15 protein-coding genes, 2 rRNA genes and 1 pseudogene are annotated in these 24,440 nt (G+C 61.7%); 11 read left to right on the top strand and 7 right to left on the bottom strand.

What is annotated here, in order from left to right; all coding sequences use genetic code 11:
* Nucleotides 1–186: 186 nt before the first annotated feature.
* From KSS90_RS19545 to KSS90_RS19495, 11 genes and pseudogenes are all read left to right on the top strand, one after another.
* Nucleotides 187–3,079, top strand: a 23S ribosomal RNA gene (locus KSS90_RS19545).
* Between the two features lie 134 nt (nt 3,080–3,213).
* Nucleotides 3,214–3,329 (top strand): 5S ribosomal RNA (rrf, locus tag KSS90_RS19540).
* A gap of 359 nt (nt 3,330–3,688) precedes the next feature.
* Entirely contained in the window at nt 3,689–5,332 is a 1,644-nt protein-coding gene (locus KSS90_RS19535) for an acetolactate synthase large subunit (protein ID WP_023629316.1), read from the top strand.
* A 232-nt stretch (nt 5,333–5,564) separates the two neighbouring features.
* Nucleotides 5,565–5,912, top strand: a pseudogene (locus KSS90_RS25610) (hypothetical protein); the annotation flags it as partial.
* Between the two features lie 135 nt (nt 5,913–6,047).
* Nucleotides 6,048–6,944, top strand: a complete 897-nt coding sequence (locus KSS90_RS19525; protein WP_217866887.1) for a nitrilase family protein — start codon at nt 6,048–6,050, stop codon at nt 6,942–6,944.
* A 93-nt stretch (nt 6,945–7,037) separates the two neighbouring features.
* On the top strand, nt 7,038–8,105 hold the full coding sequence (locus KSS90_RS19520; protein ID WP_225933201.1) for a hypothetical protein: 1,068 nt from the start codon (nt 7,038–7,040) through the stop codon (nt 8,103–8,105).
* Nucleotides 8,102–9,079, top strand: a complete 978-nt coding sequence (locus KSS90_RS19515) for an asparaginase (protein WP_217866885.1) — start codon at nt 8,102–8,104, stop codon at nt 9,077–9,079. The genes KSS90_RS19520 and KSS90_RS19515 overlap by 4 nt, the downstream gene beginning before the upstream one ends.
* An 81-nt stretch (nt 9,080–9,160) precedes the next feature.
* On the top strand, nt 9,161–9,715 hold the full coding sequence (locus tag KSS90_RS19510) for a UPF0149 family protein (protein WP_217866884.1): 555 nt from the start codon (nt 9,161–9,163) through the stop codon (nt 9,713–9,715).
* 177 nt (nt 9,716–9,892) lie between these two features.
* Nucleotides 9,893–10,522, top strand: coding sequence for a glutathione S-transferase family protein (locus tag KSS90_RS19505; RefSeq protein WP_217866883.1), 630 nt, complete (start codon nt 9,893–9,895; stop codon nt 10,520–10,522).
* An 18-nt stretch (nt 10,523–10,540) separates the two neighbouring features.
* A complete protein-coding gene (locus KSS90_RS19500; protein WP_217866882.1) occupies nt 10,541–12,556 on the top strand; it encodes a 2Fe-2S iron-sulfur cluster-binding protein in 2,016 nt (671 codons plus the stop codon).
* A 46-nt stretch (nt 12,557–12,602) separates the two neighbouring features.
* Nucleotides 12,603–13,502, top strand: coding sequence for a LysR family transcriptional regulator (locus KSS90_RS19495; protein WP_046854509.1), 900 nt, complete (start codon nt 12,603–12,605; stop codon nt 13,500–13,502).
* A 168-nt stretch (nt 13,503–13,670) separates the two neighbouring features.
* On the opposite strand, the gene KSS90_RS19490 is transcribed toward KSS90_RS19495, so the two are convergent.
* The 7 genes from KSS90_RS19490 to KSS90_RS19460 all read right to left on the bottom strand — a co-directional run bounded on the left by KSS90_RS19490 (nt 13,671) and on the right by KSS90_RS19460 (nt 23,595).
* Complete coding sequence (locus KSS90_RS19490; RefSeq protein WP_217866881.1) at nt 13,671–15,092, bottom strand: aminotransferase-like domain-containing protein; 1,422 nt, start codon at nt 15,090–15,092, stop codon at nt 13,671–13,673.
* A 17-nt stretch (nt 15,093–15,109) separates the two neighbouring features.
* Nucleotides 15,110–16,540, bottom strand: coding sequence for an L-lactate permease (locus KSS90_RS19485; protein WP_217866880.1), 1,431 nt, complete (start codon nt 16,538–16,540; stop codon nt 15,110–15,112).
* 288 nt (nt 16,541–16,828) lie between these two features.
* Nucleotides 16,829–17,563, bottom strand: coding sequence for an ATPase (locus tag KSS90_RS19480; RefSeq protein ID WP_217866879.1), 735 nt, complete (start codon nt 17,561–17,563; stop codon nt 16,829–16,831).
* The gene (locus KSS90_RS19475; protein WP_217866878.1) at nt 17,550–17,813 is read right to left on the bottom strand and encodes a hypothetical protein; all 264 of its coding nucleotides are present in this window, start codon (nt 17,811–17,813) and stop codon (nt 17,550–17,552) included. The genes KSS90_RS19480 and KSS90_RS19475 overlap by 14 nt, the downstream gene beginning before the upstream one ends.
* A gap of 278 nt (nt 17,814–18,091) precedes the next feature.
* Nucleotides 18,092–18,631 (bottom strand): BRO-N domain-containing protein, encoded by a 540-nt coding sequence (locus KSS90_RS19470; protein WP_217866876.1) that lies wholly within the window; start codon nt 18,629–18,631, stop codon nt 18,092–18,094.
* A gap of 592 nt (nt 18,632–19,223) precedes the next feature.
* A complete protein-coding gene (locus tag KSS90_RS19465; RefSeq protein WP_084941718.1) occupies nt 19,224–20,474 on the bottom strand; it encodes a ribonucleotide-diphosphate reductase subunit beta in 1,251 nt (416 codons plus the stop codon).
* A 241-nt stretch (nt 20,475–20,715) separates the two neighbouring features.
* On the bottom strand, nt 20,716–23,595 hold the full coding sequence (locus tag KSS90_RS19460; RefSeq protein ID WP_217866875.1) for a ribonucleoside-diphosphate reductase subunit alpha: 2,880 nt from the start codon (nt 23,593–23,595) through the stop codon (nt 20,716–20,718).
* Nucleotides 23,596–24,440 lie beyond the last annotated feature (845 nt).

The raw sequence follows: 24,440 nt of genomic DNA, 5'->3' as shown, positions 1-24,440 counted from the left end.
TGATTTCTGACTTTTGTCAGATCGTTCTTTAAAAATTCGGATATGTGATAGAAATAGACTGAACACCAGTTTCACTGCTGGTGGATCAGGCTAAGGTAAAATTTGTGAGTTCTGCGCGAAAGCGCGACGTACGAATTTTCGGCGAATGTCGTCTTCACAGTATAACCAGATTGCTTGGGGTTATATGGTCAAGTGAAGAAGCGCATACGGTGGATGCCTTGGCAGTCAGAGGCGATGAAAGACGTGGTAGCCTGCGATAAGCTTTGGGGAGTCGGCAAACAGACTGTGATCCAGAGATCTCTGAATGGGGGAACCCACTCAGCATAAGCTGAGTATCTTGTACTGAATACATAGGTGCAAGAGGCGAACCAGGGGAACTGAAACATCTAAGTACCCTGAGGAAAAGAAATCAACCGAGATTCCCTTAGTAGTGGCGAGCGAACGGGGACCAGCCCTTAAGCTGGTTTGAGATTAGTGGAACGCTCTGGAAAGTGCGGCCATAGTGGGTGATAGCCCCGTACACGAAAATCTCTTGCCAGTGAAATCGAGTAGGACGGAGCACGAGAAACTTTGTCTGAACATGGGGGGACCATCCTCCAAGGCTAAATACTACTGACTGACCGATAGTGAACCAGTACCGTGAGGGAAAGGCGAAAAGAACCCCGGAGAGGGGAGTGAAATAGAACCTGAAACCGTATGCGTACAAGCAGTGGGAGCCTACTTTGTTAGGTGACTGCGTACCTTTTGTATAATGGGTCAGCGACTTATATTCAGTGGCGAGCTTAACCGAATAGGGGAGGCGTAGCGAAAGCGAGTCTTAATAGGGCGCTTTAGTCGCTGGGTATAGACCCGAAACCGGGCGATCTATCCATGGGCAGGTTGAAGGTTAGGTAACACTGACTGGAGGACCGAACCGACTACCGTTGAAAAGTTAGCGGATGACCTGTGGATCGGAGTGAAAGGCTAATCAAGCTCGGAGATAGCTGGTTCTCCTCGAAAGCTATTTAGGTAGCGCCTCATGTATCACTGTAGGGGGTAGAGCACTGTTTCGGCTAGGGGGTCATCCCGACTTACCAAACCGATGCAAACTCCGAATACCTACAAGTGCCGAGCATGGGAGACACACGGCGGGTGCTAACGTCCGTCGTGAAAAGGGAAACAACCCAGACCGTCAGCTAAGGTCCCAAAGTCATGGTTAAGTGGGAAACGATGTGGGAAGGCTTAGACAGCTAGGAGGTTGGCTTAGAAGCAGCCACCCTTTAAAGAAAGCGTAATAGCTCACTAGTCGAGTCGGCCTGCGCGGAAGATGTAACGGGGCTCAAACCATGCACCGAAGCTACGGGTATCACCTTTGGTGATGCGGTAGAGGAGCGTTCTGTAAGCCTGTGAAGGTGAGTTGAGAAGCTTGCTGGAGGTATCAGAAGTGCGAATGCTGACATGAGTAACGACAATGCGAGTGAAAAACTCGCACGCCGAAAGACCAAGGTTTCCTGCGCAACGTTAATCGACGCAGGGTTAGTCGGTCCCTAAGGCGAGGCTGAAAAGCGTAGTCGATGGAAAACAGGTTAATATTCCTGTACTTCCAGTTATTGCGATGGAGGGACGGAGAAGGCTAGGCCAGCTTGGCGTTGGTTGTCCAAGTTTAAGGTGGTAGGCTGAGATCTTAGGCAAATCCGGGATCTTAAGGCCGAGAGCTGATGACGAGTGCTCTTTAGAGCGCGAAGTGGTTGATGCCATGCTTCCAAGAAAAGCTCCTAAGCTTCAGATAACTGGGAACCGTACCCCAAACCGACACAGGTGGTTAGGTAGAGAATACCAAGGCGCTTGAGAGAACTCGGGTGAAGGAACTAGGCAAAATGGCACCGTAACTTCGGGAGAAGGTGCGCCGGTGAGGGTGAAGCACTTGCTGCGTAAGCCCACGCCGGTCGAAGATACCAGGCCGCTGCGACTGTTTATTAAAAACACAGCACTCTGCAAACACGAAAGTGGACGTATAGGGTGTGACGCCTGCCCGGTGCCGGAAGGTTAATTGATGGGGTTAGCGCAAGCGAAGCTCTTGATCGAAGCCCCGGTAAACGGCGGCCGTAACTATAACGGTCCTAAGGTAGCGAAATTCCTTGTCGGGTAAGTTCCGACCTGCACGAATGGCGTAACGATGGCGGCGCTGTCTCCACCCGAGACTCAGTGAAATTGAAATCGCTGTGAAGATGCAGTGTATCCGCGGCTAGACGGAAAGACCCCGTGAACCTTTACTATAGCTTTGCACTGGACTTTGAGCTTGCTTGTGTAGGATAGGTGGGAGGCTTTGAAGTGGGGACGCCAGTTCTCATGGAGCCATCCTTGAAATACCACCCTGGCAACCTTGAGGTTCTAACTCAGGTCCGTTATCCGGATCGAGGACAGTGTATGGTGGGTAGTTTGACTGGGGCGGTCTCCTCCCAAAGAGTAACGGAGGAGTACGAAGGTGCGCTCAGACCGGTCGGAAATCGGTCGTAGAGTATAAAGGCAAAAGCGCGCTTGACTGCGAGACACACACGTCGAGCAGGTACGAAAGTAGGTCTTAGTGATCCGGTGGTTCTGTATGGAAGGGCCATCGCTCAACGGATAAAAGGTACTCCGGGGATAACAGGCTGATACCGCCCAAGAGTTCATATCGACGGCGGTGTTTGGCACCTCGATGTCGGCTCATCACATCCTGGGGCTGAAGCCGGTCCCAAGGGTATGGCTGTTCGCCATTTAAAGTGGTACGCGAGCTGGGTTTAGAACGTCGTGAGACAGTTCGGTCCCTATCTGCCGTGGACGTTTGAGATTTGAGAGGGGCTGCTCCTAGTACGAGAGGACCGGAGTGGACGAACCTCTGGTGTTCCGGTTGTCACGCCAGTGGCATTGCCGGGTAGCTATGTTCGGAAGAGATAACCGCTGAAAGCATCTAAGCGGGAAACTTGCCTCAAGATGAGATCTCACTGGAGCCTTGAGCTCCCTGAAGGGCCGTCGAAGACTACGACGTTGATAGGTTGGGTGTGTAAGCGCTGTGAGGCGTTGAGCTAACCAATACTAATTGCCCGTGAGGCTTGACCATATAACACCCAAGCAATTTGCGCGTAAGCCGAATTGTGGTGGTGAAGACGAAGCAACCGAAGATTCGTAAGACCACAAATATCGCATATCCGAATTGGCTGGCATGTCTGCAAGGACATACTGGCAACCGAATTTCTTGACGACCATAGAGCATTGGAACCACCTGATCCCATCCCGAACTCAGCAGTGAAACGATGCATCGCCGATGGTAGTGTGGGGTTTCCCCATGTGAGAGTAGGTCATCGTCAAGATTCATTTCGCAAAACCCCTATCTGCGCGAGCAGGTAGGGGTTTTGTCTTTGTGCCTGGAAAACACTGTGGGAGCCGGCTTGCCGGCGATGCGCCGCGTCAGCGGCGCTCTCTATGGCTAATTGGCTTCATCGCAGACATCCCTGCGTTCACCGCAAATATCCTTTGCTCGTCGGCTACCTCACACCGCCTCGTCACAGGTGCGACAATATTGCCGTCACATTAAGTGACTTCCCCGTACCCACCCTGCGTCAAGGCTTAGGTTCGGGGCAATCCTGGCACCCGGATAGCGCGATGCCAGCGTACCGTGCTGCGCATTTCTGGACTTTCAACCGTCCTATTAATTGAGGTAAGAAGCAAGATGGCCAAGGCCGCCGATGTCGTTGTGCAATGCCTGGAAAACGAAGGTGTCGAGTATGTATTCGGCATCCCTGGCGAGGAGAACCTCGACCTGCTCGAGTCCCTGCGCAAATCGAAGATCAAGCTGGTACTGACCCGCCATGAACAGTCTGCGGGCTTCATGGCCGCCACCTATGGCCGTCTGACCGGCAAGACCGGCGTCAGCCTGTCGACCCTCGGCCCTGGCGCGACCAACCTGGTGACCGCCAGCGCCTACGCCTACCTGGGCGGCATGCCGATGATGATGATCACCGGCCAGAAGCCGATCAAGAAGTCCAAGCAAGGCCGCTTCCAGATCATCGACGTGTGCGGCATGATGGACCCCATCACCAAGTACACCCACCAGTTCGCTTCGGCCGACAACATCCCAGCGCGCATGCGTGAAGCCTTCCGTCTGGCCGAGGAAGAAAAACCGGGCGCCGTGCATCTGGAACTGCCGGAAGACATCGCCGCCGAGCAGACCGATGCCCTGCCGATCCCGCGCAGCCTGCACCGTCGCCCGCTGGCCGAGCACGTGGCCATCGAAGCCGCTGTGCAGAAGCTGCAGAACGCCCGCAACCCGATCCTGGTGATCGGCGCCGGCGCCAACCGCAAGATGACCGCCAAGGTCCTCAAGCAACTGATCGACAAGACCGGCATCCCGTTCATCACCACCCAGATGGGTAAAGGCGTGGTCGACGAGCGCCACCCGCGCTTCCTGGGTAACGCCGCGCTGTCCTCCGGCGATTTTGTACATCGTGCGGTTGAAGCCGCCGACCTGATCGTCAACATCGGCCACGACGTGATCGAGAAGCCACCGTTCTTCATGGTTCGTGGCGGTACCGAAGTGATCCACGTGAGCTTCCGCTCGGCCGAGGTGGATGCCGTGTACTTCCCGCAGGTGGAAGTGATCGGCGACATCGCCAACGCCGTGTGGCAGATCAGCGAGGCGCTGACCGACACCAGCCACTGGGACTTCACCCGCCTGATGGCCATCCGCGAAGCCAACGAAGCGCAGATCGCCGAAGGCGCCGACGACAACCGCTTCCCGGTCTACCCGCAGCGCATGGTTGCCGACATCCGTCGCGCCCTGCCGTCCGAAGGCATCGTCGCCCTGGACAACGGCATCTACAAGATCTGGTTCGCCCGCAACTACAAGGCGCACAAGCCCAACACCGTGCTGCTGGACAACGCCCTGGCGACCATGGGCGCCGGCCTGCCATCAGCCATGGCCTCGCACCTGGTCTACCCGGATCGCCCGGTGATCTCAGTCTGCGGCGACGGCGGCTTCATGATGAACAGCCAGGAGCTGGAAACAGCAGTTCGCTTAGGGATGCACATCACCGTGGTGATCCTGCGTGACGACGGCTACGGCATGATCCGCTGGAAGCAGGCCAACATGGGCTTCACCGATTTCGGCCTGGACTACGGCAACCCGGACTTCGTCAAATACGCCGAAGCCTACGGTGCCAATGGCCACCGCGTGGAGAGCGCCGAAGGCTTCCTGCCGCTGCTCGAACACTGCATCAAGACCCCAGGCGTGCACGTGATCGACTGCCCGGTCGACTACAGCGAGAACGACCGCATCCTCAACAGCGAGCTGCGTGAGCGCGCGCTGGCGGTTTAAACCGTAGCACCCTCATCGCGGGGCCAGCCCGCTCCCACAGACCTGATAAAGGCCTTGTGGGAGCGGGCTGGCCCCGCGATTGCGTCAATTCAGGCAACAACGCACTCGGCACCGTAATACACATCTACCGATACCTCCCTCCCTGCACTCGCCATGCTCAGGCTCCTCATCTACCTTGAGAACCCGAGACCATGACCATCGGTTCAACGCACCATCCCGCCGACCTTATCGCGACGCCACCCAGTTAATGGCGTTTTCAGACACCGAGCTGGTGGAAAAATGCGTAGCGGAACTCGATCGGATTCTGTTGCGATACGCCAACATCGGTGAGCCCATCTCGCCGTATATCGGTGTTGGAAACACTCGCATACATCGATGGATGACAGACAAAAATGCGCTCGACTGTGTGAAATTGCTCGCCGGAGAGTCCTTCTCTGTCGATGCCGGCTGGACCGAACCGTGCCTGCGTACCGCCATCGACACCGTGATCAACCTCTGCAACAACACGGGTGCGTGTTTCAAGGGGGACTTCGGCCTCGAGCACTATCCGCATTATCAGGTACCTCGACAGGCGCTTTGAAACAACTTTGTAGGAGTGCTCCTCCACGTATTTGCGCGAGCTCCCCCAGCTCCAGAGGACTTTGCTGACTGTCGGCTCACATGCCAAACCCGTTCTACTGGCGGCCTTCCATTACAACCACAACAGGAAGCCGTCATGCAGGAACACACCCCTCCCGTCAGCCCCGTACGCATTGCCGTCATCCAGTACGACCCGCAGGTCGGCCTGGACCACTGCGATGGCAACCTTAGCCGTGGCCTGGCCCTGGCTCGCCGCGCCGCTCTCGAAGGGGCAAACCTGATCGTGCTGCCGGAGCTGGCCAATACAGGCTACACCTTCAACTCCCGCGCAGAGGCCTATGCCCACGCCGAATCACTGCAAGATGGCCGCTGTCTGCAGGCCTGGGCGGCATTTGCCCGTGAGCAGCAGGTGTACCTGGCCGCGGGCTTCGCCGAGCGTGACGGCCTCAAACTCTTCGACAGCGCCGTATTGTTCGGCCCACAGGGGCTGCTCGGGCATTACCGCAAGGCGCACCTGTGGAACCAGGAAAAGCTCTGGTTTACGCCCGGGGATCTGGGCTTCCCGGTGTTTGAAACGCCCATTGGCCGTATCGGCCTGCTCATCTGCTGGGACATCTGGTTTCCCGAGGTGCCACGACTCATGGCAGCGCAGGGCGCCGACATCATCTGCAGCCTGAACAACTGGGTCTGGACACCACCGCCGCTGTTCGACGAGACCGGGCGCTGCATGGCTTCGTACCTGACGATGACCGCAGCCCACGTCAACAATCTCTACATCGCTGCCGCCAATCGCATTGGTCGCGAACGGGGCGGGCGCTTCCTGGGTTGTTCGCTGATTGCCGGCACCAACGGCTGGCCCATCGGCGAAGTGGCTAGTGCCGAGGAGGAGTGCATCCTGTATGCCGATGTCGACCTCAGCGCCGCCCGCTCGGCGCCGATCTGGAACAGCCTCAACGACCTGCCGCGTGACCGGCGTACCGATCTCTACGACACCACCCTGGGGTATCGGCTGCATGCGCCGATGCCACGTTGAGGAGGCGTCATGGAACAGCGCCTTTCTTTTCCACAGCAACGCTTGTCATCGCTGATACTCCTGGGCCTCGCGCTACTGTGCGTTGCCAGCCTGATGTTGGGTGGATGGCCTGATTATGCGCAGCTCGTCGCAACCCTCGACCAGCCGTTGAGCAGGCTGCGCTGGATAGTCGGCGATATCAGCGAGGTGGCTTTCTACAAGCACGAGTTGCCGGCTCTGGGGCTGCTGCTGGGGGCCAGTCTCGCGCATTGGGCCCAGCTACGCGGCCATCGCTGGCAGGGCTTTGCCATCTGTTACGGCACTGGGCTGTGGCCCTGGTTGATCATCAGCTCGCTGCTCGGCTTGCTGCTCAGCCATGCGTTGTGGGGCTGGACGCTGGACGGTGGTGCCTGGCAGCCAACCTTCGTCGCCTTCGTCTCGTTGCCGGCGGCGATGGTCCTGCTGTTTGGCGGCGGTTGGCGCGTCGCGATCAATGGCGCGCTGCTCGGTGCCGTGCTGGTGACGCCCGCCAGCCTGCTGCTGGTCAACTACCTGTGCTACCCGCTGCAGTTGCCGGTGGTGATCGGCAATGTCAGTGGCATGGCCCTGGCCAGTGTGCTGGCGTTCATCCTGTGCAAGCGGTTTCCGGCGCTGGTTCGCGATGGACAGCGCCCAGTGGTCGCAGCGACGGCCAGCCAGCCCGACTACGGTGTGGTCTGGACCCTGCGGCGGGTACTGGCCGATTTCAGCGAGGCGGCGTTCTTTGGCAATGAGCTGGCCAGCCTCGGTTTGTTGCTGGGGGTATTGCTGGCTTATGCATTGGCTCCAGCAGCACCGGCCTATGGTTCGCAGCTGGTGTTGCAGATGGTGGCTGGGCAGGGGTTGGCATCGTTGGTCGGTGTGCTGTTCTGGCGACGGCAATGGAAAGAGCGGGGCTGGTATCCGACCTATATTCCCATCGTCTCGATCGTGCCCGCCGCCGTGCTGACACTGGGTGGCAGCTGGCAGGTGATCGTCACCAGCGCAGTGCTCGGCGCGCTGATCGCGCCACCGCTTGCCGTGGCCATCAGCCAGCGCCTGCCTGGCTACATGTATGGCTATATCGGCAATATCCTGTCCATGGCCATCAGCACCCTGGGTATCGTGCCCCTGGTTGGCTTGCTTGCGGGAGGTAACCCATGACAGCACCACGTGTTTCCATCGGCAGCCTGGGTGGCACGGTCAGCATGCAATCCGGGGCGCCGGGGCAGGGTGTGACACCCCGGCTCGACTGTGTCGCACTGTTGAGCACCCTGCCGCAGCTGCAGGCACTGGCGCAAATCAGCACCGCCACGTTGTGCCTGGTGCCGAGCGCCTCCCTGGCATTCACCGACATGCTGGATGTGCTGGCCTGGGCAAACGCACAAGTGCAAGCGGGAGCCAAGGCCGTGGTACTTACCCAGGGTACCGATACGCTGGAGGAGACCGCGTATTTCCTCGATCTGCTCTGGCCCCATGACACCCCGCTGATCATGACCGGAGCCATGCGTTCGGCCAGCCAGCCGGGCGCGGATGGTCCGGCGAACCTGCTGGCGGCGGTGCAGGTTGCAACAGCCGATGGCAGCCGGGGGCGTGGTGTGTTGGTGGTGATCAACGACCAGATCCACCTGGCCGCCCGGGTGCGCAAAACTGCCAGCCTGGCAATAGCCGCCTTCGACTCGCCCGGCGCAGGGGCGATAGGGGAGGTGGTGGAGGGCCGGCCCATCTATCGTCAAGCAGCCGCGCCACGGAGGGTGTTGCCACTGCCGGCGCAGGTCGATCACCAGGTCGTCCTGCTGGAGGCCTGCTTCGATGCCGATACGCGGCTTCTGCGAGCCCTTGGTGGCATGGGCTATTCAGGTCTGGTGGTTGCCGGCTTTGGCACAGGCCATGTTTCCGAAGCCTGGGCCGAGGCTTTGGAGGACGTCGCAGACACCATGCCAGTGATTATCGCCACCCGCACCGGCAATGGCCCGACAGCCCTGGGAACCTACGGATTCGTCGGCGGTGAGATCGACCTGCAGGCCCGCGGCCTGCACATGGCCGGCCGGCTCTGCCCGCGTAAATGTCGGCTCTTGCTGTGGCTGCTGATCGGTAACGGGCGGCAGACCGAGCTGGCACAGTGGCTGCAGCAATAGCCCGATGCCCGCTCCCATGAAGGGAGCGGGCAGGCGTTGCCTATGCTAGGGTGCATGCACATTTACCCAGGACGTCCATCCATGCTCCCCGCGCTCAGCGAAAAAGAACTCGACCGCCTCGAAGACCTGCTGATCACCTACGGCAACGATTATTCGGTACTCAACCTCGCCGAGCTCAACGGTTTCTTCACTGCTCTGGCCAGCTCCCCCAACAAGGTCAACCCTGAGCAGTGGCTGCCTTCTGTCGCCGGTGGCAAGGTGCCCAAGTTCAAGAAGCCTGCCCATGAAGAAGCGTATACCGCGCTGATGCTGCGTTATGCCAGCCAGGTGGCCGAAGAGTTGGCCACCGACCTCGAGGACTTCGAACCGATGTTCGAAGAGGGCGAGAGTGAAGAGGGCCCGGCGATCATTCTCGAGGAGTGGTGCTTCGGCTACATGCGCGGCACGCAAGTGGCCGAGTGGAGCGAGCTGCCGCCAGAGCAGGATCGTCTGCTCAAGGCCATTTCGCTGCATGGGCTGGAAGACAACTTCGAGCTGCTCGACTCGATGAGCTTCGATGAGCGCCAGGCCTGTGTACCGCTGGTGGTCGAGGCGGCGCGGGGGTTGTACCAGTACCAGAAACAGCACCGGCATTGAGATCGTAACCGCGGGTGCGTGGGAGCGGCGATGCGGCGACCCGACTTGCCCCGCGATTGTGATTATTCCACTTGCCGAAATACTGGATTGCTCCCAGCACTGATTCTGCTGCCAGTCGATCCAGTGCAGCATGTCCTCCAGCAGCGCCACTCCCGGCGCTGACCTGGAGCCCCGCACATGCCAAGCCCGATCAAGCTCTACAACTTCCCCAAGTCCGGCCACGCCCACCGTATCGAGCTGATGCTGTCACTGCTCGAACTGCCTACCGAGCTGGTATTCGTCGACCTGGCCAAGGGTGAACACAAGCAGCCTGAATTCCTGGCCATCAACCCCTTCGGCCAGGTGCCGGTGATCGATGACAACGGCATCGTCATCGCCGACTCCAACGCCATCCTCGTCTATCTGGCCAAAGCCTATGGCGGCGAGCGTTGGTTGCCCGAAGATCCGCTCGGCGCCGCCCGTGTGCAGCGCTGGTTGTCGGTGGCCGCAGGCCCGCTCGCCTTCGGCCCGGCCGCCGCCCGCCTGGTGACGGTATTCGGCGCCTCGTTCAACACCGACGAAGTGATTGGCCGCGCCCATACCCTGCTCAAGGTGATCGACGCCGAACTGGCCAAGGGACTGTTCCTGGTAGGTGACCAGGCGACCATCGCCGATATCGCCAACTACTCGTACATCGCCCATGCCCCCGAGGGCAACGTGTCGCTGGAGCCGTACGCCAATGTGCGCGCCTGGCTGGCCCGGATCGAGGCGCTGCCGGGCTTCGTGCCGATGCCACGCACTGTCATCGGTTTGCAGACCACGCTCTGAACCCAGAGGAATGCCGCCATGCGATCGCCCTGGCATGCAGGTGAAAAACGGCTGCAGGAGCAAGTCGGTGTTGCAGAGCGCATGGAGGTGTTCGGCCAGAAGGTCATCCGCGACTTCATGCCCGATCAGCATCGCGCGTTCTACCAGCAGTTGCCGTTCCTGGTGGCCGCTGCCGTGGATGCCGCCGGCACCCCTTGGGCGACGCTGCTCGAAGGAGCGGAAGGCTTCGTCAGCTCGCCCGATCCCCGGCAACTGCTGATCGGCACCGCGCCTGCCGCTGATGACCCGGCCACGCCGGGCCTGGTGGATGGCGGTGCCATTGGCTTGCTGGGGATCGAGCTGCATACCCGGCGACGCAACCGGCTCAATGGCCTGATCCGTCGGGCAGGCAACGGTCAGCTGGAGGTGGTGGTCGAGCAGTCGTTCGGCAACTGTCCCCAGTACATCCAGCTGCGCGAATACACTCGCGTCGATGAACCGCCGCAGGCGCGTCGGGATTCATCGGCACTCGATGCCGCGTCCCGCGCGATGATCGAAAACGCCGACACCTTCTTTGTCGCCAGTTACGTCGAGCAGGAAAACGGCCAACGTGCCGTGGACGTGTCTCACCGCGGTGGCCGCCCCGGTTTCGTCAGGGTCGAAGGCAATCGCCTGACCATTCCCGACTATGCCGGCAACCTGCATTTCAACACCCTCGGCAACCTGCTGGTCAACCCGGTTGCCGGCCTGTTGTTCGTCGACTTCACCTCGGGCGATGTGCTGCAGGTTTCTGGGCGAACCGAGGTGATTCTCGACAGCCCGCTGATCAGCGCTTTCGAGGGGGCCGAGCGGATCTGGACCCTGGACATCGAGCAGGTGGTGATCCGCCCGGCTGCGGTGTCGTTGCGCTGGGCCTTCCAGGAGTACGCCCCCACCAGCCTGATGACCGGTACCTGGAGTGAAGCCCAAGAGCGCCTGCAACAGCGTGAGCGCCAGCGCCAATGGCTGACCTGGCGCGTGCTGCGTATCGAGCAGGAAAGCCGCGATATCCGTTCGTTCTACCTGCAACCCGAGGAGGGCACGGCGGTGGCCTTCGCGCCCGGCCAGCATATTCCCGTGCGCTTGCAGGTTGATGGAGATACACCGCTGATCCGCACCTACAGCTTGTCCAGCGCACCGTCCGATGGCCACCTGCGCATCAGCGTCAAGGCGCAGGGGCCTGCCTCACACTACCTGCACCAGCAACTGAAGGTGGGCGACCCTTTGCAGGTGCGCCTGCCCATGGGCAGCTTCACCCTCGATCACACCAGCGACCGGCCCCTTGTGCTGGTCGGTGCGGGCGTCGGTATCACCCCGTTGATCGCCATGCTGCGCGAGCAACTGGCCTTGGGACTGGGGCGGCGCATCTACCTGTTCCACGGTGGCCGTACGTTGGCCGACCTGCCGTTCCAGCACGAGCTTGCCGAACTCCAGCAACACGCCGGGGGCCTGCTGAGCATTCACCGCGCCCTGAGCCTGCCTGAACCCCAAGCCGTGCAGGGCCGCGACTACGCCTTCGCCAGCCGTCTGGGCATCGAGCAGATCAAGGCCACCTTGCCCCTGGACGACTACGACTTCTACCTGTGTGGCCCGGCCAGCTTCACCCAGGATCTCTACGAGGGGCTGCGCACGGTGCATGTCCCCGATGCCCGCATCCACGCCGAAGCCTTCGGCCCTTCGACCCTGCGCCGCCATACCGACGACAACCAGCCCACCCTGCAGCAACCACCCCCCGCTAGCGAGCCGGTGCCGGTGTACTTCGCTAGCTCCGCCAAGGAGGCACGCTGGGCGCCCGGTGGCGGTACTTTGCTGGAGTTGGCGGAAAGCCGCGGCCTGTCGCCGGACTTCAGTTGCCGCGGTGGCTCCTGCGGCACCTGCAAGACCAAGCTGGTCAGCGGCCAGGTCCACTACCCGAACCCACCTGCCGAGCTGCCCGAAGCCGGTAGTGTGCTGATCTGCTGCGCGATTCCGGCCCAGGCCGAGGACGGCGCGCAAGCTGTGGTGCTGGAGCTCTAGCGTGCGCACAGGGATAATCGCCCCACGACAACGCGTGGGGCGCGGCATGGACCAGATCCACCTGATGAAAGTGTTCGTGGCCGTCGGCGAGCTGGAAAGCTTCGCCGCCGCCGCCCGCCGCCTGGCCATCTCGCCAGCGGCGGTAACCCGCGCAGTCAGCGCCCTGGAGGAGCAGCTCGGGGTCAAGCTGCTGCTGCGCACCACCCGCAGCGTGCGCCTGACCGAGGCCGGCGGGCGCTATCTGGAAGACACCCGGCATATCCTCGCCAGCATTATCGAAGCCAACGAAGCGGCCGCCGGCATCAACGCCGCGCCCAAGGGCGACCTGGCGGTGACCGCGCCGATCCTGTTCGGCAAGAAGTTCGTCATGCCCTGCATCGTGCGCTACCTGCAGCAGTACCCCGAGGTGGACGTCTCGGCGTTCTTCCTCGACCGCGTGGTGAACCTGGTGGAGGAGGGCATGGACGTGGCCGTGCGCATCGGCCAGTTGCCCGACTCGGGCCTGAAGGCGCTGCGGGTGGGCAAGATGCGCCGGCTGCTGTGCGCCTCGCCCGAGTACCTGGAGCGTCATGGCACGCCGCGGCATCCCTCTGAGTTGCAGAAGCACGAGGTCATTGCCGCCGGGACGCTGTCACCTCGCACCGACTGGCGCTTCGGCGCCATCGACGACCCGACGCTGATCCGCATGAAGCCGCGCCTGACCGTGACCAGCAACGACGCCGCCATCGCCGCGGCCAGTGCCGGGCTGGGGATCGCCCGGCTGCTGTCGTACCAGGTGGCGGATGAGGTCGCGGCCGGGCGCTTGCAGGTGATCCTGGCCGAGTACGAGGAGGCGCCCTGGCCGATCCATATCCTGCATCGCGAGAGCAAGTACGGGTCGACCAAGGTACGTACCTTCATCGACATGCTGGCCGAGCATCTGCGCAGCCATGCGCACCTGAGCTGACTCGATAATGTCAGTCAGATAACGTGACAGGGGCCGCTTTGCGGCCCATCGCCGGCAAGCCGGCTCCCACAGGTAATGTGCAGGCTTGAGGAATTGCGCGGTGCCTGTGGGAGCCGGCTTGCCGGCGATGGGCTGCGTAGCAGCCCCATTGACGTAAACTGACTGATATCAGCCTTGTCCCGCCTGCTGTGCGCATTCCGCCAGCGCTCTCAACCCGCCCATCACCTCCGGTGTAATCACCCGCCCAAGGCACACCCGCAGCCCCGTGCCACATTCCCCATCGGCAAAGAACATCCCGCTGTCGCCCACCTTGCATCCGCGCTCGGCGGCAAGCCCTCGCAGCACCGCCATGTCCGTCCCTTCCGGCAATTCGAGCCAGTGGATGAAGCCTCCATCAGGCGCCACATACCGCGTCCCCGGTGGAAACTCCGAGCGCACCAGCGTCTCCATCACCTCGGCCTGCGCCGCCAGACGCCCGCGCAGCTTCGCGCAGTGCGCCTCCATGTACCCGCGCCCGATGAACTCGTCCAGCACCCGCTGGGCCAGGCTCGACACCGCCAGGTTGCGCGAGAACAGCTGGGCCAGGATCGCGTCCCGATAACGCCCGGCCACGCACCAGCCCACCCGGTAGCCCGGCGCCACGGTCTTGGAGAACGACGAGCAGTAGATCGTCTGCCCGGTCGCGTCGTAATGCTTGATCGCCTTCGGGCGCTGCGCCTCGTCCACCAGGTCGAAGAAGATGTCGTCCTCGATGATCGGCACATCCGCCGCCTGCGCCAGGCGCGAAAGCTCGGCCCGCGCGGCATCCGGCATGATGAAGCCGCGAGGGTTCTGCAGCGTCGGGTTGAGGAAGACTACATCGACCTTCTTGCGTTTCAGCGCCCATGCCAGGTGGTCGAGGTCCATGCCGCTGCCTGCGTGGGTGCGCATGGGCAGGGCGCGCATCCCCAGGCGTTCGATGGTCTGCAGGATGCCGTAGTAGGTGGGGGTCTCGATGGCCACCGTGGCGCCCGGCCGGGCCACGGCCTCGAGGGCCAGCTCCAGGGCCACGGTGTCGCCCGAGGTCACCAGGATTTCATCCGGGCCGCAAGCCACGCCGCGCTGCAGCATCAGCCCGGCGATACGTCGGCGCAGCGAGGCCAGGCCAGGCGGGGCGATCAACCCGGCCAGCGGCTGATCGGCCTTGCTGGCCAGGGTCGTCAGGCATTTGTTCAGCAGCACCTGGGGCGTGAGTTCGTCATGCAGCACCGCCGAACTCAACGACAACCCGCCGTTGCTGGCGGCCTGGGCGAGCATGGCGACCACCGCGTGGTTGACGTTGACGCTGACACTGGCCAGGTCAAAACCCTGCACCTGGGCCGCGCCCTTGGCGACGAAATAGCCCACCCGGGGCATGGCCTGCACATAGGCATTGGCCTCCAGCTCCGCCAGGGCCCGTTGCACCGTGGCCAGGCTGCTGTCGAACAGCCGCGCCAGCTCGCGTACCGAGGGCAGTTGCGTGCCGGTGGGCCATTCGCCGCTGTCGATCTGGCGCAGCAGCCAGGCGTTGACGGTGTGCCAGCGTTTGTCGGGCTTGGGGGTGCTGTCCATGGAGGCCTTGTGTCGTGTCAGGCGGGGGCTCCGCAAAGGTAGAGCAAAACCACGCCGGTTGCAGCCACGATGACGATGTTCAGCAGCACCAGGGCAAAGCCGAAGCGGATCAGCCCGTGCTCTTCCTCGCGGTTGGCCCCGGCCAGCCCGATAATCAGCGACAGGATCGACAGCGAGCCCAACGCGCCATGCCCGGCGGCGCTGTTGACCATCGCCGCCAGCCACGGGCCGTGGACCGTAGACAGCGCCGCGATGGAGGGCATCACCAAGGTGTTGCCGCCGACATTGGAGCCGGTGACATAGCCGGCCAACCCCGCCAGCAGCGACACCGTCGAGGCCAGCGACACCCCGGACAGCGCCTGCAACGCCCGCTGCGCCTCGACCAGAAAGCCGGCCTTGACCATCACCTGGGACAGCAGCAGGAACAGGAAGATCGTCGCCACCGGAAACCGCGCCCGAGTGACCAGCGCCTGCCACGGGAAACCCACGCCCTGGCGGCCAACCATCATCAGCACCACCAGCAGCAAGGCCAGCCCCGGCGAAGCCAGCGGCTTCCACGACACATTGGCGCCATGCACCACCCACAGCCCGTCCCAGCCTGACAACAGGAACAACGCCCGCGACGCGATGATCACCGCCAACAGGGCCAGGTAAGGCCACGCAGCCTGCGGCCAGCGTACCAGCGCCCCGCGCCGCGCCCAGGAGATACCCAGGCCGACCGCGGCCACCGCCAGCCCGGCCAGCACACCCGAGGCCTCCGGCCCGATCCAGCGGTTGACTGCATACAGCACAGTGCTGAACAGCAGCGAGATCAATCCCAGCCCGAGCCATGCCCGAACACTGCGAACACCCGCCAGGCCCAACGCCACGGCGGCCAGGCAGAGGAACACCGGAGCGCTCACCAACGCCGAATGGCTGCCCAGCTCCTGCGCCGGCACATGCGCCAGCAACGCGCCGATTACCGTCGCCAGCCCGAGCGTGCCCCAAGGCATCACCACCATGCCGGCCAACGCCATCTTCATGCCCACCTGGCGCGAGAACAGCCCCATCAACAGCGGCACGGTAGCGATCAGCGATACGCCGAACCCGGTCATCGCCTCCAGCAGCGGCGCCAGGCCCAGCACGATGAAGATCACCTGCATCGGCGGCGTCCAGCCCAGCTCGCGCACCCAGGCACCAATCGCCTGCGGCGCGCCGGCCCGTTCGACCAGGATGACGAAGGCCAGCCCCGGGACGATCACACAGGCGGTACTGAGGAACAGGATCAGCGTGTCTTGCAGGATCGCGCCGGACACCGCCGTCGACAGCGGCTGCGCGGCGCCCAGGCCCCACAGCAGCAGGACACCGGCCACGCCGGCCAGCGCGGCTTGCACGGGCGGACGGCGCAGCAGCAGGATCAGGGCGATCACCAGGCCTATGGGGGACATTTGCAGCAGCAGGGCAGCCATGGTACGGGTTCCTTTAGCCATCCGGGGGAGTGTGGAAGGGATGGTGGAGGGAAGGACTAGGCAGCGACAGATACAGGGGGTGGGGGTTTTTCAATACAGACCCGGGGCTTGTGGCGTTGGGGCCACCTGTTTGCATCTCCTCACACACCAATGCCTGGATTTCTGGCCCCTGCGGCGCATCGCCGCTCACACCCGCCATCAAGTCACCGACCTCTTGGGGCGGATTCGCGGATCCTGCATCTCACACGACAGTTGGGATGGGTTGAAGGGGTTGTTTCTACGCTGGCTTCACGCTTCCAGCACTTTGCTCACATAGGCATCCAGGAACCAATCCGGCATTTCGTCCTGATGGAATTCGAGTGCCGTGCCATCGGTTATCTCAGCCAAAAAAATCGATTCCTCACCGGTGTTATCGAAAATGTAGGCTCGGTTGGTGGCCGCGATGGCCTCGGGCAGGAGTGCCAGGGTGCGGGCATAGCGCTGGACGATTTTGTCCGTAGGTACGTCGTGTCCGCCGTCTTCGACCCTGTTAGCCACCCTTAGGATATTGATCTGAGGTGAGTTGGTGGCGACGAAGTACAGGTAGGTTCGATAACCCAGTTGTTGGGCTTCATTGATGAACCTCACCTTTTCAGCTGACGACATGACGGTCTCGAAGGTGAAACTGGCTCTACGTTCGAGTAGCTCATGCCGGATGAAGTCCGCAATGACCGAGGCATAGTAGGAGTTCATGGTGATAGCGCGAAGGTCTATGCGCTGCTCACTAAGCCCCATTGCCCCTACGGTGTGCTGCAGCTGTACCTTGATCAGCAAGGGGTGATCAGCCAGGAAGGTCGTCAGCTTCTGGAGGGACGGGTTGATATTGAATTCGGCCAGATTGATAAAGCCGGTTGCACGTGCAGCTTTTTCCAGGTCATCTGCATTGATGTAGGTATTTATCAGGCCTGCCGGGATCTGGTCCTTGATGGTGCTTTTGCCGGAGCCGTTGGGCCCGGCAAAAACCCGCAGCTTAGGCGCGCCCATCGATCTTGCGAACGGTAAGGACCTGACCTTTTTGGACCTTGCGGCGCGGCCTGGACTCGACCAACACCTCAACCTGCCCGTCAGCGTGGGTTGCTACGATTCGATCCTGCTCGACGGTAACCACGGTGTGCCCTGCTGCGACGGCGCGGTAGTAGGCAAGACGCGTCGCAGCCGCTGCCATTTCTGGAATCTGGCTTTCCAGATTTTCGAGTGTTGCGTCGCTGAGCTGTTTTTTCTGAACGGTTGCCATGGGTTCTCCTGGGCCAGTCAGGTGCGAAGACGCGATGCGTGCCATTGTAGCGCTGCCTGGCATTACCAAACAGGGGCGCGAGGTGTCTTCTTGGTACAAGCTACTACGAGCGTATCGCTCTAAATTCATCAGCGGTCTTGCCCTCGACCATGTGACTGGCATGTTCCAGTCCGGCACATCGATGCCCTTTGTGGCGAGGGCAAGCCCTCCTTCTGCCATGAGTGCTTTTGTGGGAGCGGGATTACCCGCGAAGGGCCGCAGAGCGGCCCCACGATTCTTCAATCTCCAACCCCATGCAACCGCAACGCCCGCTGCGCACGTTCCTTCCAGCTCAGCTTACGCCGCTCGGGCACCACCACGGGGCTCTCCGCCGCCATCACCACCGGCATATCCCGCATCCGTACCCAAGGCTCACTCTGCCAATACAACAGACTAGCCGTATGCCCACCCGGCCAGCACATCCTGCCCTGGCGCGGCAGGTCTTCCAGCGCCGAGTCCTGCCCATCGCGCAGCACCGCCACCACCTCATGGGTCAGCCAGTGGCGCAAGTGGCGGTTTTCCGGAGTGTGATGATGGGCCAGCAGGGTATAGGCACCGGACTCGCTGACCATGGTGGTTTCGCCGTACTGGCCGTAGCGCAGCGGCTGCACGGTGCGGTGCTGGTCCGGGTCGAGCTTGCGGATGCAGTGTTCGTCGAAGAAGCGCCTGGTCATCCGGCCGAGTTCGTGAGCGCAGAACCAGGCTTGGGATTCGAGCCAGAGCGTGTGGAGGGGGCGGTTGTGGCGGGTGAAGAGGGTGGGGGTATAGTGGTTATCCATGATTGGCTTCCAGAATCAGGAGAGCCGTTTCTATCGGGAACGGGAATCCGCTGCGTGAGCGTTCTTAGCGCTTGGACAAGCTAGCGTGGTTTGCTGGGGTTAAATAGAGGCAAATCTGTAGGGTGTTTCTTGAATTGATATCAGATGATTGAGGGGCATTTTGAGTGCTATTGCGTGACGGCCACCAAGTGTTCGCCGAAAGCCTTTTCGCGCCTATCAGATCGAGCGCCGCCCGCGCGGCGCATCGCTGGCAAGCCAGCTCCCACATCTGTTTCAGGCCAGTTATGCCTGTGAGGGTACCGCTGCCCGCCTTGGTGCATGTCTCAAGTCAGGCGGGGCGCCAATGGTACCCACCTCAATACCGCGTCGTGCCAACAAGGCGTACAGTGATGAAACAACAGGAGTAACTGGCCCGAAACAGATGTGGGAGCTGGCTTGCCAGCGATGCGCCGCGCGGGCGGCGCTCGATCTGATAGGCGCTACAAAATCCACGACGAACACCTGTCGGCCTTCACGCAAATACTTTGAAAACGCTGTATTCGACGCAACAAAAAAGGCTGCCCAAGGGCAGCCTTTCTGGAAAGCTGGACGATCAATCCCAGCTCAAAGCACCGCCAGTCTGATACTCAATCACCCGAGTCTCAAAGAAGTTCTTCTCCTTCTTCAAGTCCATGATCTCGCTCATCCATGGGAACGGGTTGGTAGTCCCCGGATACTCTTCCTTCAGACCAATCTGGGTCAAACGACGGTTGGCAATGAACTTGAGGTAATCCTCCATCATCGCCGCGTTCATGCCCAGCACGCCGCGTGGCATGGTGTCACGGGCGTATTCGATCTCCAGCTGGGTACCCTGCAGAATCATCTGGGTAGCCTCTTCCTTCATCGCGGCATCCCACAGGTGCGGGTTCTCGATCTTGATCTGGTTGATCACGTCGATGCCGAAGTTCAGGTGCATGGACTCGTCGCGCAGGATGTACTGGAACTGCTCGGCGACGCCGGTCATCTTGTTGCGGCGGCCCATCGACAGGATCTGAGTGAAGCCGCAGTAGAAGAAGATGCCTTCCAGTACGCAGTAGTAGGCGATCAGGTTGCGCAGCAGCTCTTTGTCGGTCTCGACGGTGCCGGTGTTGAACTCCGGGTCCGAGATGGCGCGGGTGTACTTCAGGCCCCAGGCTGCCTTTTTAGCGACCGACGGGATCTCGTGGTACATGTTGAAGATCTCGCCTTCATCCATGCCCAGCGACTCGATGCAGTACTGGTAGGCGTGGGTGTGGATCGCCTCTTCGAAGGCCTGGCGCAGGATGTACTGGCGGCACTCGGGGTTGGTGATCAGGCGGTACACGGCCAGGGCCAGGTTGTTGGCAACCAGGGAGTCGGCGGTGGAGAAGAAGCCGAGGTTGCGCATCACGATGCGGCGCTCGTCTTCGGTCAGGCCGTCCATGCTCTTCCACAGGGCGATGTCGGCGGTCATGTTGACCTCTTGCGGCATCCAGTGGTTGGCGCAGCCGTCGAGGTACTTCTGCCAGGCCCAGTCGTACTTGAACGGGACCAGCTGGTTGAGGTCGGCGCGGCAGTTGATCATGCGCTTTTCGTCAACGGCGACGCGGGCCGAGGAGCCTTCCAGCTCGGCCAGGCCTTCGGCGATGTCCAGGGCGTCCAGGGCAGCCTTGGCGCGCTTGACGGCGTCGGAGTCGGAGGCGGTGGCGGCGCGGGCTTCCAGGGCGGCGGCACCGCCGGCGCTGTCGAGCTTGTCCAGGGTGGTGGTGGCAGCGGCCTGTGCGGCGGTGTTGCCTTTGGCGGCGACTTCGCCGTCTTCTTTGTCGAATTCGTCCCAGCTCAGCATGGTGAGATCTCCTGCTTGAGGGCCATCAATGAGTATGGCCGGTGGATCTTGGTTGCGGTGCGATGCACGCAAATCTGGAATGCCCGGGGAGGGCTGACCGGGGCATTGGGCCCCGGCTTGTTATGTCTGGCTGTGGGGAGGTGCCGGCAGTGCCGGCCTCATCGCTGGCAAGCCAGCTCCCACAGGGTTCTGCGCCGTGGCGCAGAAAAGAGGCTACCCGGGGGTAGCCTCTGCGCAGGCCTTATTGGCAGGCTTCGCAATCCGGCTCGTCGATGGCGCAGGCCTTCGGTACCGGGGCTGGGCCCGCGGCCTGGACCGGGGCGCTGTCGCCGCCGCTCGACACGGCGTTGAGCTTGCCGGTGTTGATGGTCGACTTCTCGGTGCTGGTCGCGGCCAGGGCACGGAGGTAGTAGGTGGTCTTCAGACCACGGTACCAGGCCATGCGGTAGGTCACGTCGAGCTTCTTGCCCGAAGCGCCGGCGATGTACAGGTTCAGCGACTGGGCCTGGTCGATCCACTTCTGGCGACGCGAGGCGGCATCGACGATCCACTTGGTCTCGACTTCGAACGCGGTGGCGTACAGGTCTTTCAGCTCTTGCGGGATACGCTCGATCTGCTGCACGGAACCATCGTAGTACTTCAGGTCGTTGATCATCACCGAGTCCCACAGGCCACGGGCCTTGAGGTCGCGGACCAGGTACGGGTTGATCACGGTGAACTCGCCCGACAGGTTCGATTTCACGTACAGGTTCTGGTAGGTCGGCTCGATGGACTGCGATACGCCGGTGATGTTGGCGATGGTCGCGGTCGGCGCGATGGCCATGATGTTCGAGTTACGAATACCTTTTTGTACACGCTCGCGCACCGGTGCCCAGTCCAGGCTTTCGGTCAGGTCGACGTCGATGTACTTCTGGCCACGGGCCTCGATCAGGATCTGTTGCGAATCCAGCGGCAGAATGCCCTTGGACCACAGCGAACCCTGGAAGGTCTCGTAGGCGCCGCGCTCGTCGGCTAGGTCGCAGGAAGCCTGGATCGCGTAGTAGCTGACCGCTTCCATCGACTTGTCGGCGAACTCGACCGCAGCGTCCGAGCCGTACGGGATGTGCTGCAGGTACAGCGCGTCCTGGAAGCCCATGATGCCCAGGCCCACCGGGCGGTGCTTGAAGTTCGAGTTGCGCGCTTGCGGCACCGAGTAGTAGTTGATGTCGATCACGTTGTCGAGCATGCGCACGGCGGTGTTCACGGTGCGTTGCAGCTTGGCGGTGTCCAGCTTGCCATCAACGATGTGGTTCGGCAGGTTGATCGAGCCCAGGTTGCAGACCGCGATCTCGTCCTTGTTGGTGTTCAGGGTGATCTCGGTGCACAGGTTCGAGCTGTGGACCACGCCCACGTGCTGCTGCGGGCTGCGCAGGTTGCACGGGTCCTTGAAGGTCAGCCATGGGTGGCCGGTCTCGAACAGCATCGACAGCATCTTGCGCCACAGGTCTTTGGCCTGGATGGTCTTGAACACCTTGATCTTGTTGTACTCGGTCAGGGCTTCGTAGTACTCGTAGCGCTCTTCGAAGGCCTTGCCGGTCAGGTCGTGCAGATCAGGCACTTCCGATGGCGAGAACAGGGTCCACTTGCCGTCATCGAAGACGCGCTTCATGAACAGGTCAGGGATCCAGTTGGCGGTGTTCATGTCGTGGGTACGACGACGGTCATCACCGGTGTTCTTGCGCAGCTCGATGAATTCTTCGATGTCGAGGTGCCAGGTTTCCAGGTAGGCACATACGGCGCCCTTGCGCTTGCCACCCTGGTTCACGGCGACGGCGGTGTCGTTGACCACTTTCAGGAACGGCACGACGCCTTGCGACTTGCCGTTGGTGCCCTTGATGTACGAGCCCAGGGCGCGCACCGGGGTCCAGTCGTTGCCCAGGCCACCGGCGAATTTCGACAGCATGGCGTTGTCGTGGATCGCGTGGTAGATGCCCGACAGGTCGTCCGGCACGGTGGTCAGGTAGCAGCTCGACAGCTGCGGACGCAGGGTGCCGGCGTTGAACAGGGTCGGGGTCGAGGCCATGTAGTCGAAGGACGACAGCAGGTTGTAGAACTCGATCGCACGGGCTTCTTTGTCTTTCTCTTCCAGCGCCAGGCCCATGGCCACACGCATGAAGAACACCTGCGGCAGCTCGAAGCGCACGCCATCCTTGTGGATGAAGTAACGGTCGTACAGGGTCTGCAGGCCCAGGTAGGTGAACTGCTGGTCGCGCTCGTGGTTGATCGCCTTGCCCATACGCTCCAGGTCGTAGCCTTTCAGCGCCGGGTCGAGCAGTTCGAACTCGACGCCTTTCTCGACGTAGGCCGGCAGGGCCTTGGCGTACAGGTCGGCCATCTCGTGGTGGGTGGCGCTGTCGGCGACGTTGAGGAAGCCCAGGCCTTCGGCGCGCAGGGTGTCCATCAGCAGGCGGGCGGTGACGAACGAGTAGTTCGGCTCGCGCTCGACCAGGGTACGGGCGGTCATCACCAGGGCGGTGTTGACGTCCTTCAGGGCCACGCCGTCGTACAGGTTCTTCAGGGTTTCGCGCTGGATCAGCTCGCCATCGACTTCGGCCAGGCCTTCGCAGGCTTCGCTGATGATGGTGTTCAGGCGCGCCATGTCCAGCGGCGCCAGGCTGCCGTCGGCCAGGGTGATGCGGATGCTTGGGTGCGGCTCGACCACGCTGTCGGCGTTGGAGCGGGTAGCACGCTCTTTGGCACGCTGGTCGCGGTAGATCACGTAGTCGCGGGCGACTTTCTGCTCGCCGGCGCGCATCAGGGCCAGTTCGACCTGGTCCTGGATTTCTTCGATGTGGATGGTGCCACCCGATGGCATGCGACGCTTGAACGTGGCGGTGACCTGCTCGGTCAGGCGCGCGACGGTGTCGTGGATGCGCGACGAGGCGGCGGCGGTGCCGCCTTCAACTGCGAGGAACGCCTTGGTGATGGCAACGGTGATCTTGTCGTCGGTGTAGGGGACGACAGTGCCGTTACGCTTGATCACGCGCAGTTGGCCAGGCGCGGTGGCGGCCAGATCCTGATTCGAATCGGCGGCCTGCGGCGCTTTGCCCTGCGGGTTCTCGCGAGTTGTGTCGGTTTGCATGGGTGGGTGTCTCCACAGTTTCTAGTTTGTTCAGGCGCCGTTGTCGGGCGCCACCGTTCCGTCCACTTGCTCGATGGCCCGGGCGGGGATGCGCGTGAAGCACACGCATCCGCCCGCTCGGGCTTACCGACTTCGGGACAGACTCAGGAATTAGGGGCAGTAACCTGCCGCTCCCTGGCCGAAGTCAAAGGTTCTGGGCGTACCCAAAATCTGTTGCTGATGAGTGCGGGCCTTGCCTGCAACACTCATGCCCGAACAAGGCCGTCTGCGGCTTGCCTCGGTCGCCCTCCGCAGGAGCGGTTTGGCTGTTGAAATCACCTTAAGTTCAGCCAGAAAATTCGCTTGAATTTGCCTGTTGACTTGTGTTTGTGATTTTGCGCAAAACCCAATATCTAGTGGTTCGCTGCGATGGGGATACAAGATAATGCGGTCCAGGGGGCTTTGCAAGGTCGACGCCTGTGGATAACTTGTGGGTACTTTGTGAGTCATCCGTGGGTATTCGCTGTAGGCCTTGTCCCAAGAGGTTTGCACTATTTTTTGTGGCTGCTACGCCCCGACGCATAATTTTGCGGGCGCGCACCCTATCACAAAAAACGGTTCAGTCGAGGGCTGTTTGCCGTGGTTGGCAGGGGTGGGGGCGGGACGTAGTATCCGGGGCTGATGTTGCGCTTTGGTGAAAGGGAATACCCGTAGGATCAGGCATTTACATTGCCTGCACCGGCCTCATCGCCGGTAAGCCGGCTCCCACAGGTACGGCGCGGCTTTTGTGGGAGCCGGCTTGCCGGCGATGAGGCCGCTGCGGACAACGCAAAACAACAATAAAAGACCAGCACACAAGGGGGAGG

This window comes from Pseudomonas maumuensis (assembly GCF_019139675.1).
Classification (GTDB): Bacteria; Pseudomonadota; Gammaproteobacteria; order Pseudomonadales; family Pseudomonadaceae; genus Aquipseudomonas; species Aquipseudomonas maumuensis.
The sequence above is the reverse complement of the archived record's forward strand: the minus strand, read 5'-3'. Positions and strand labels throughout refer to the sequence as shown.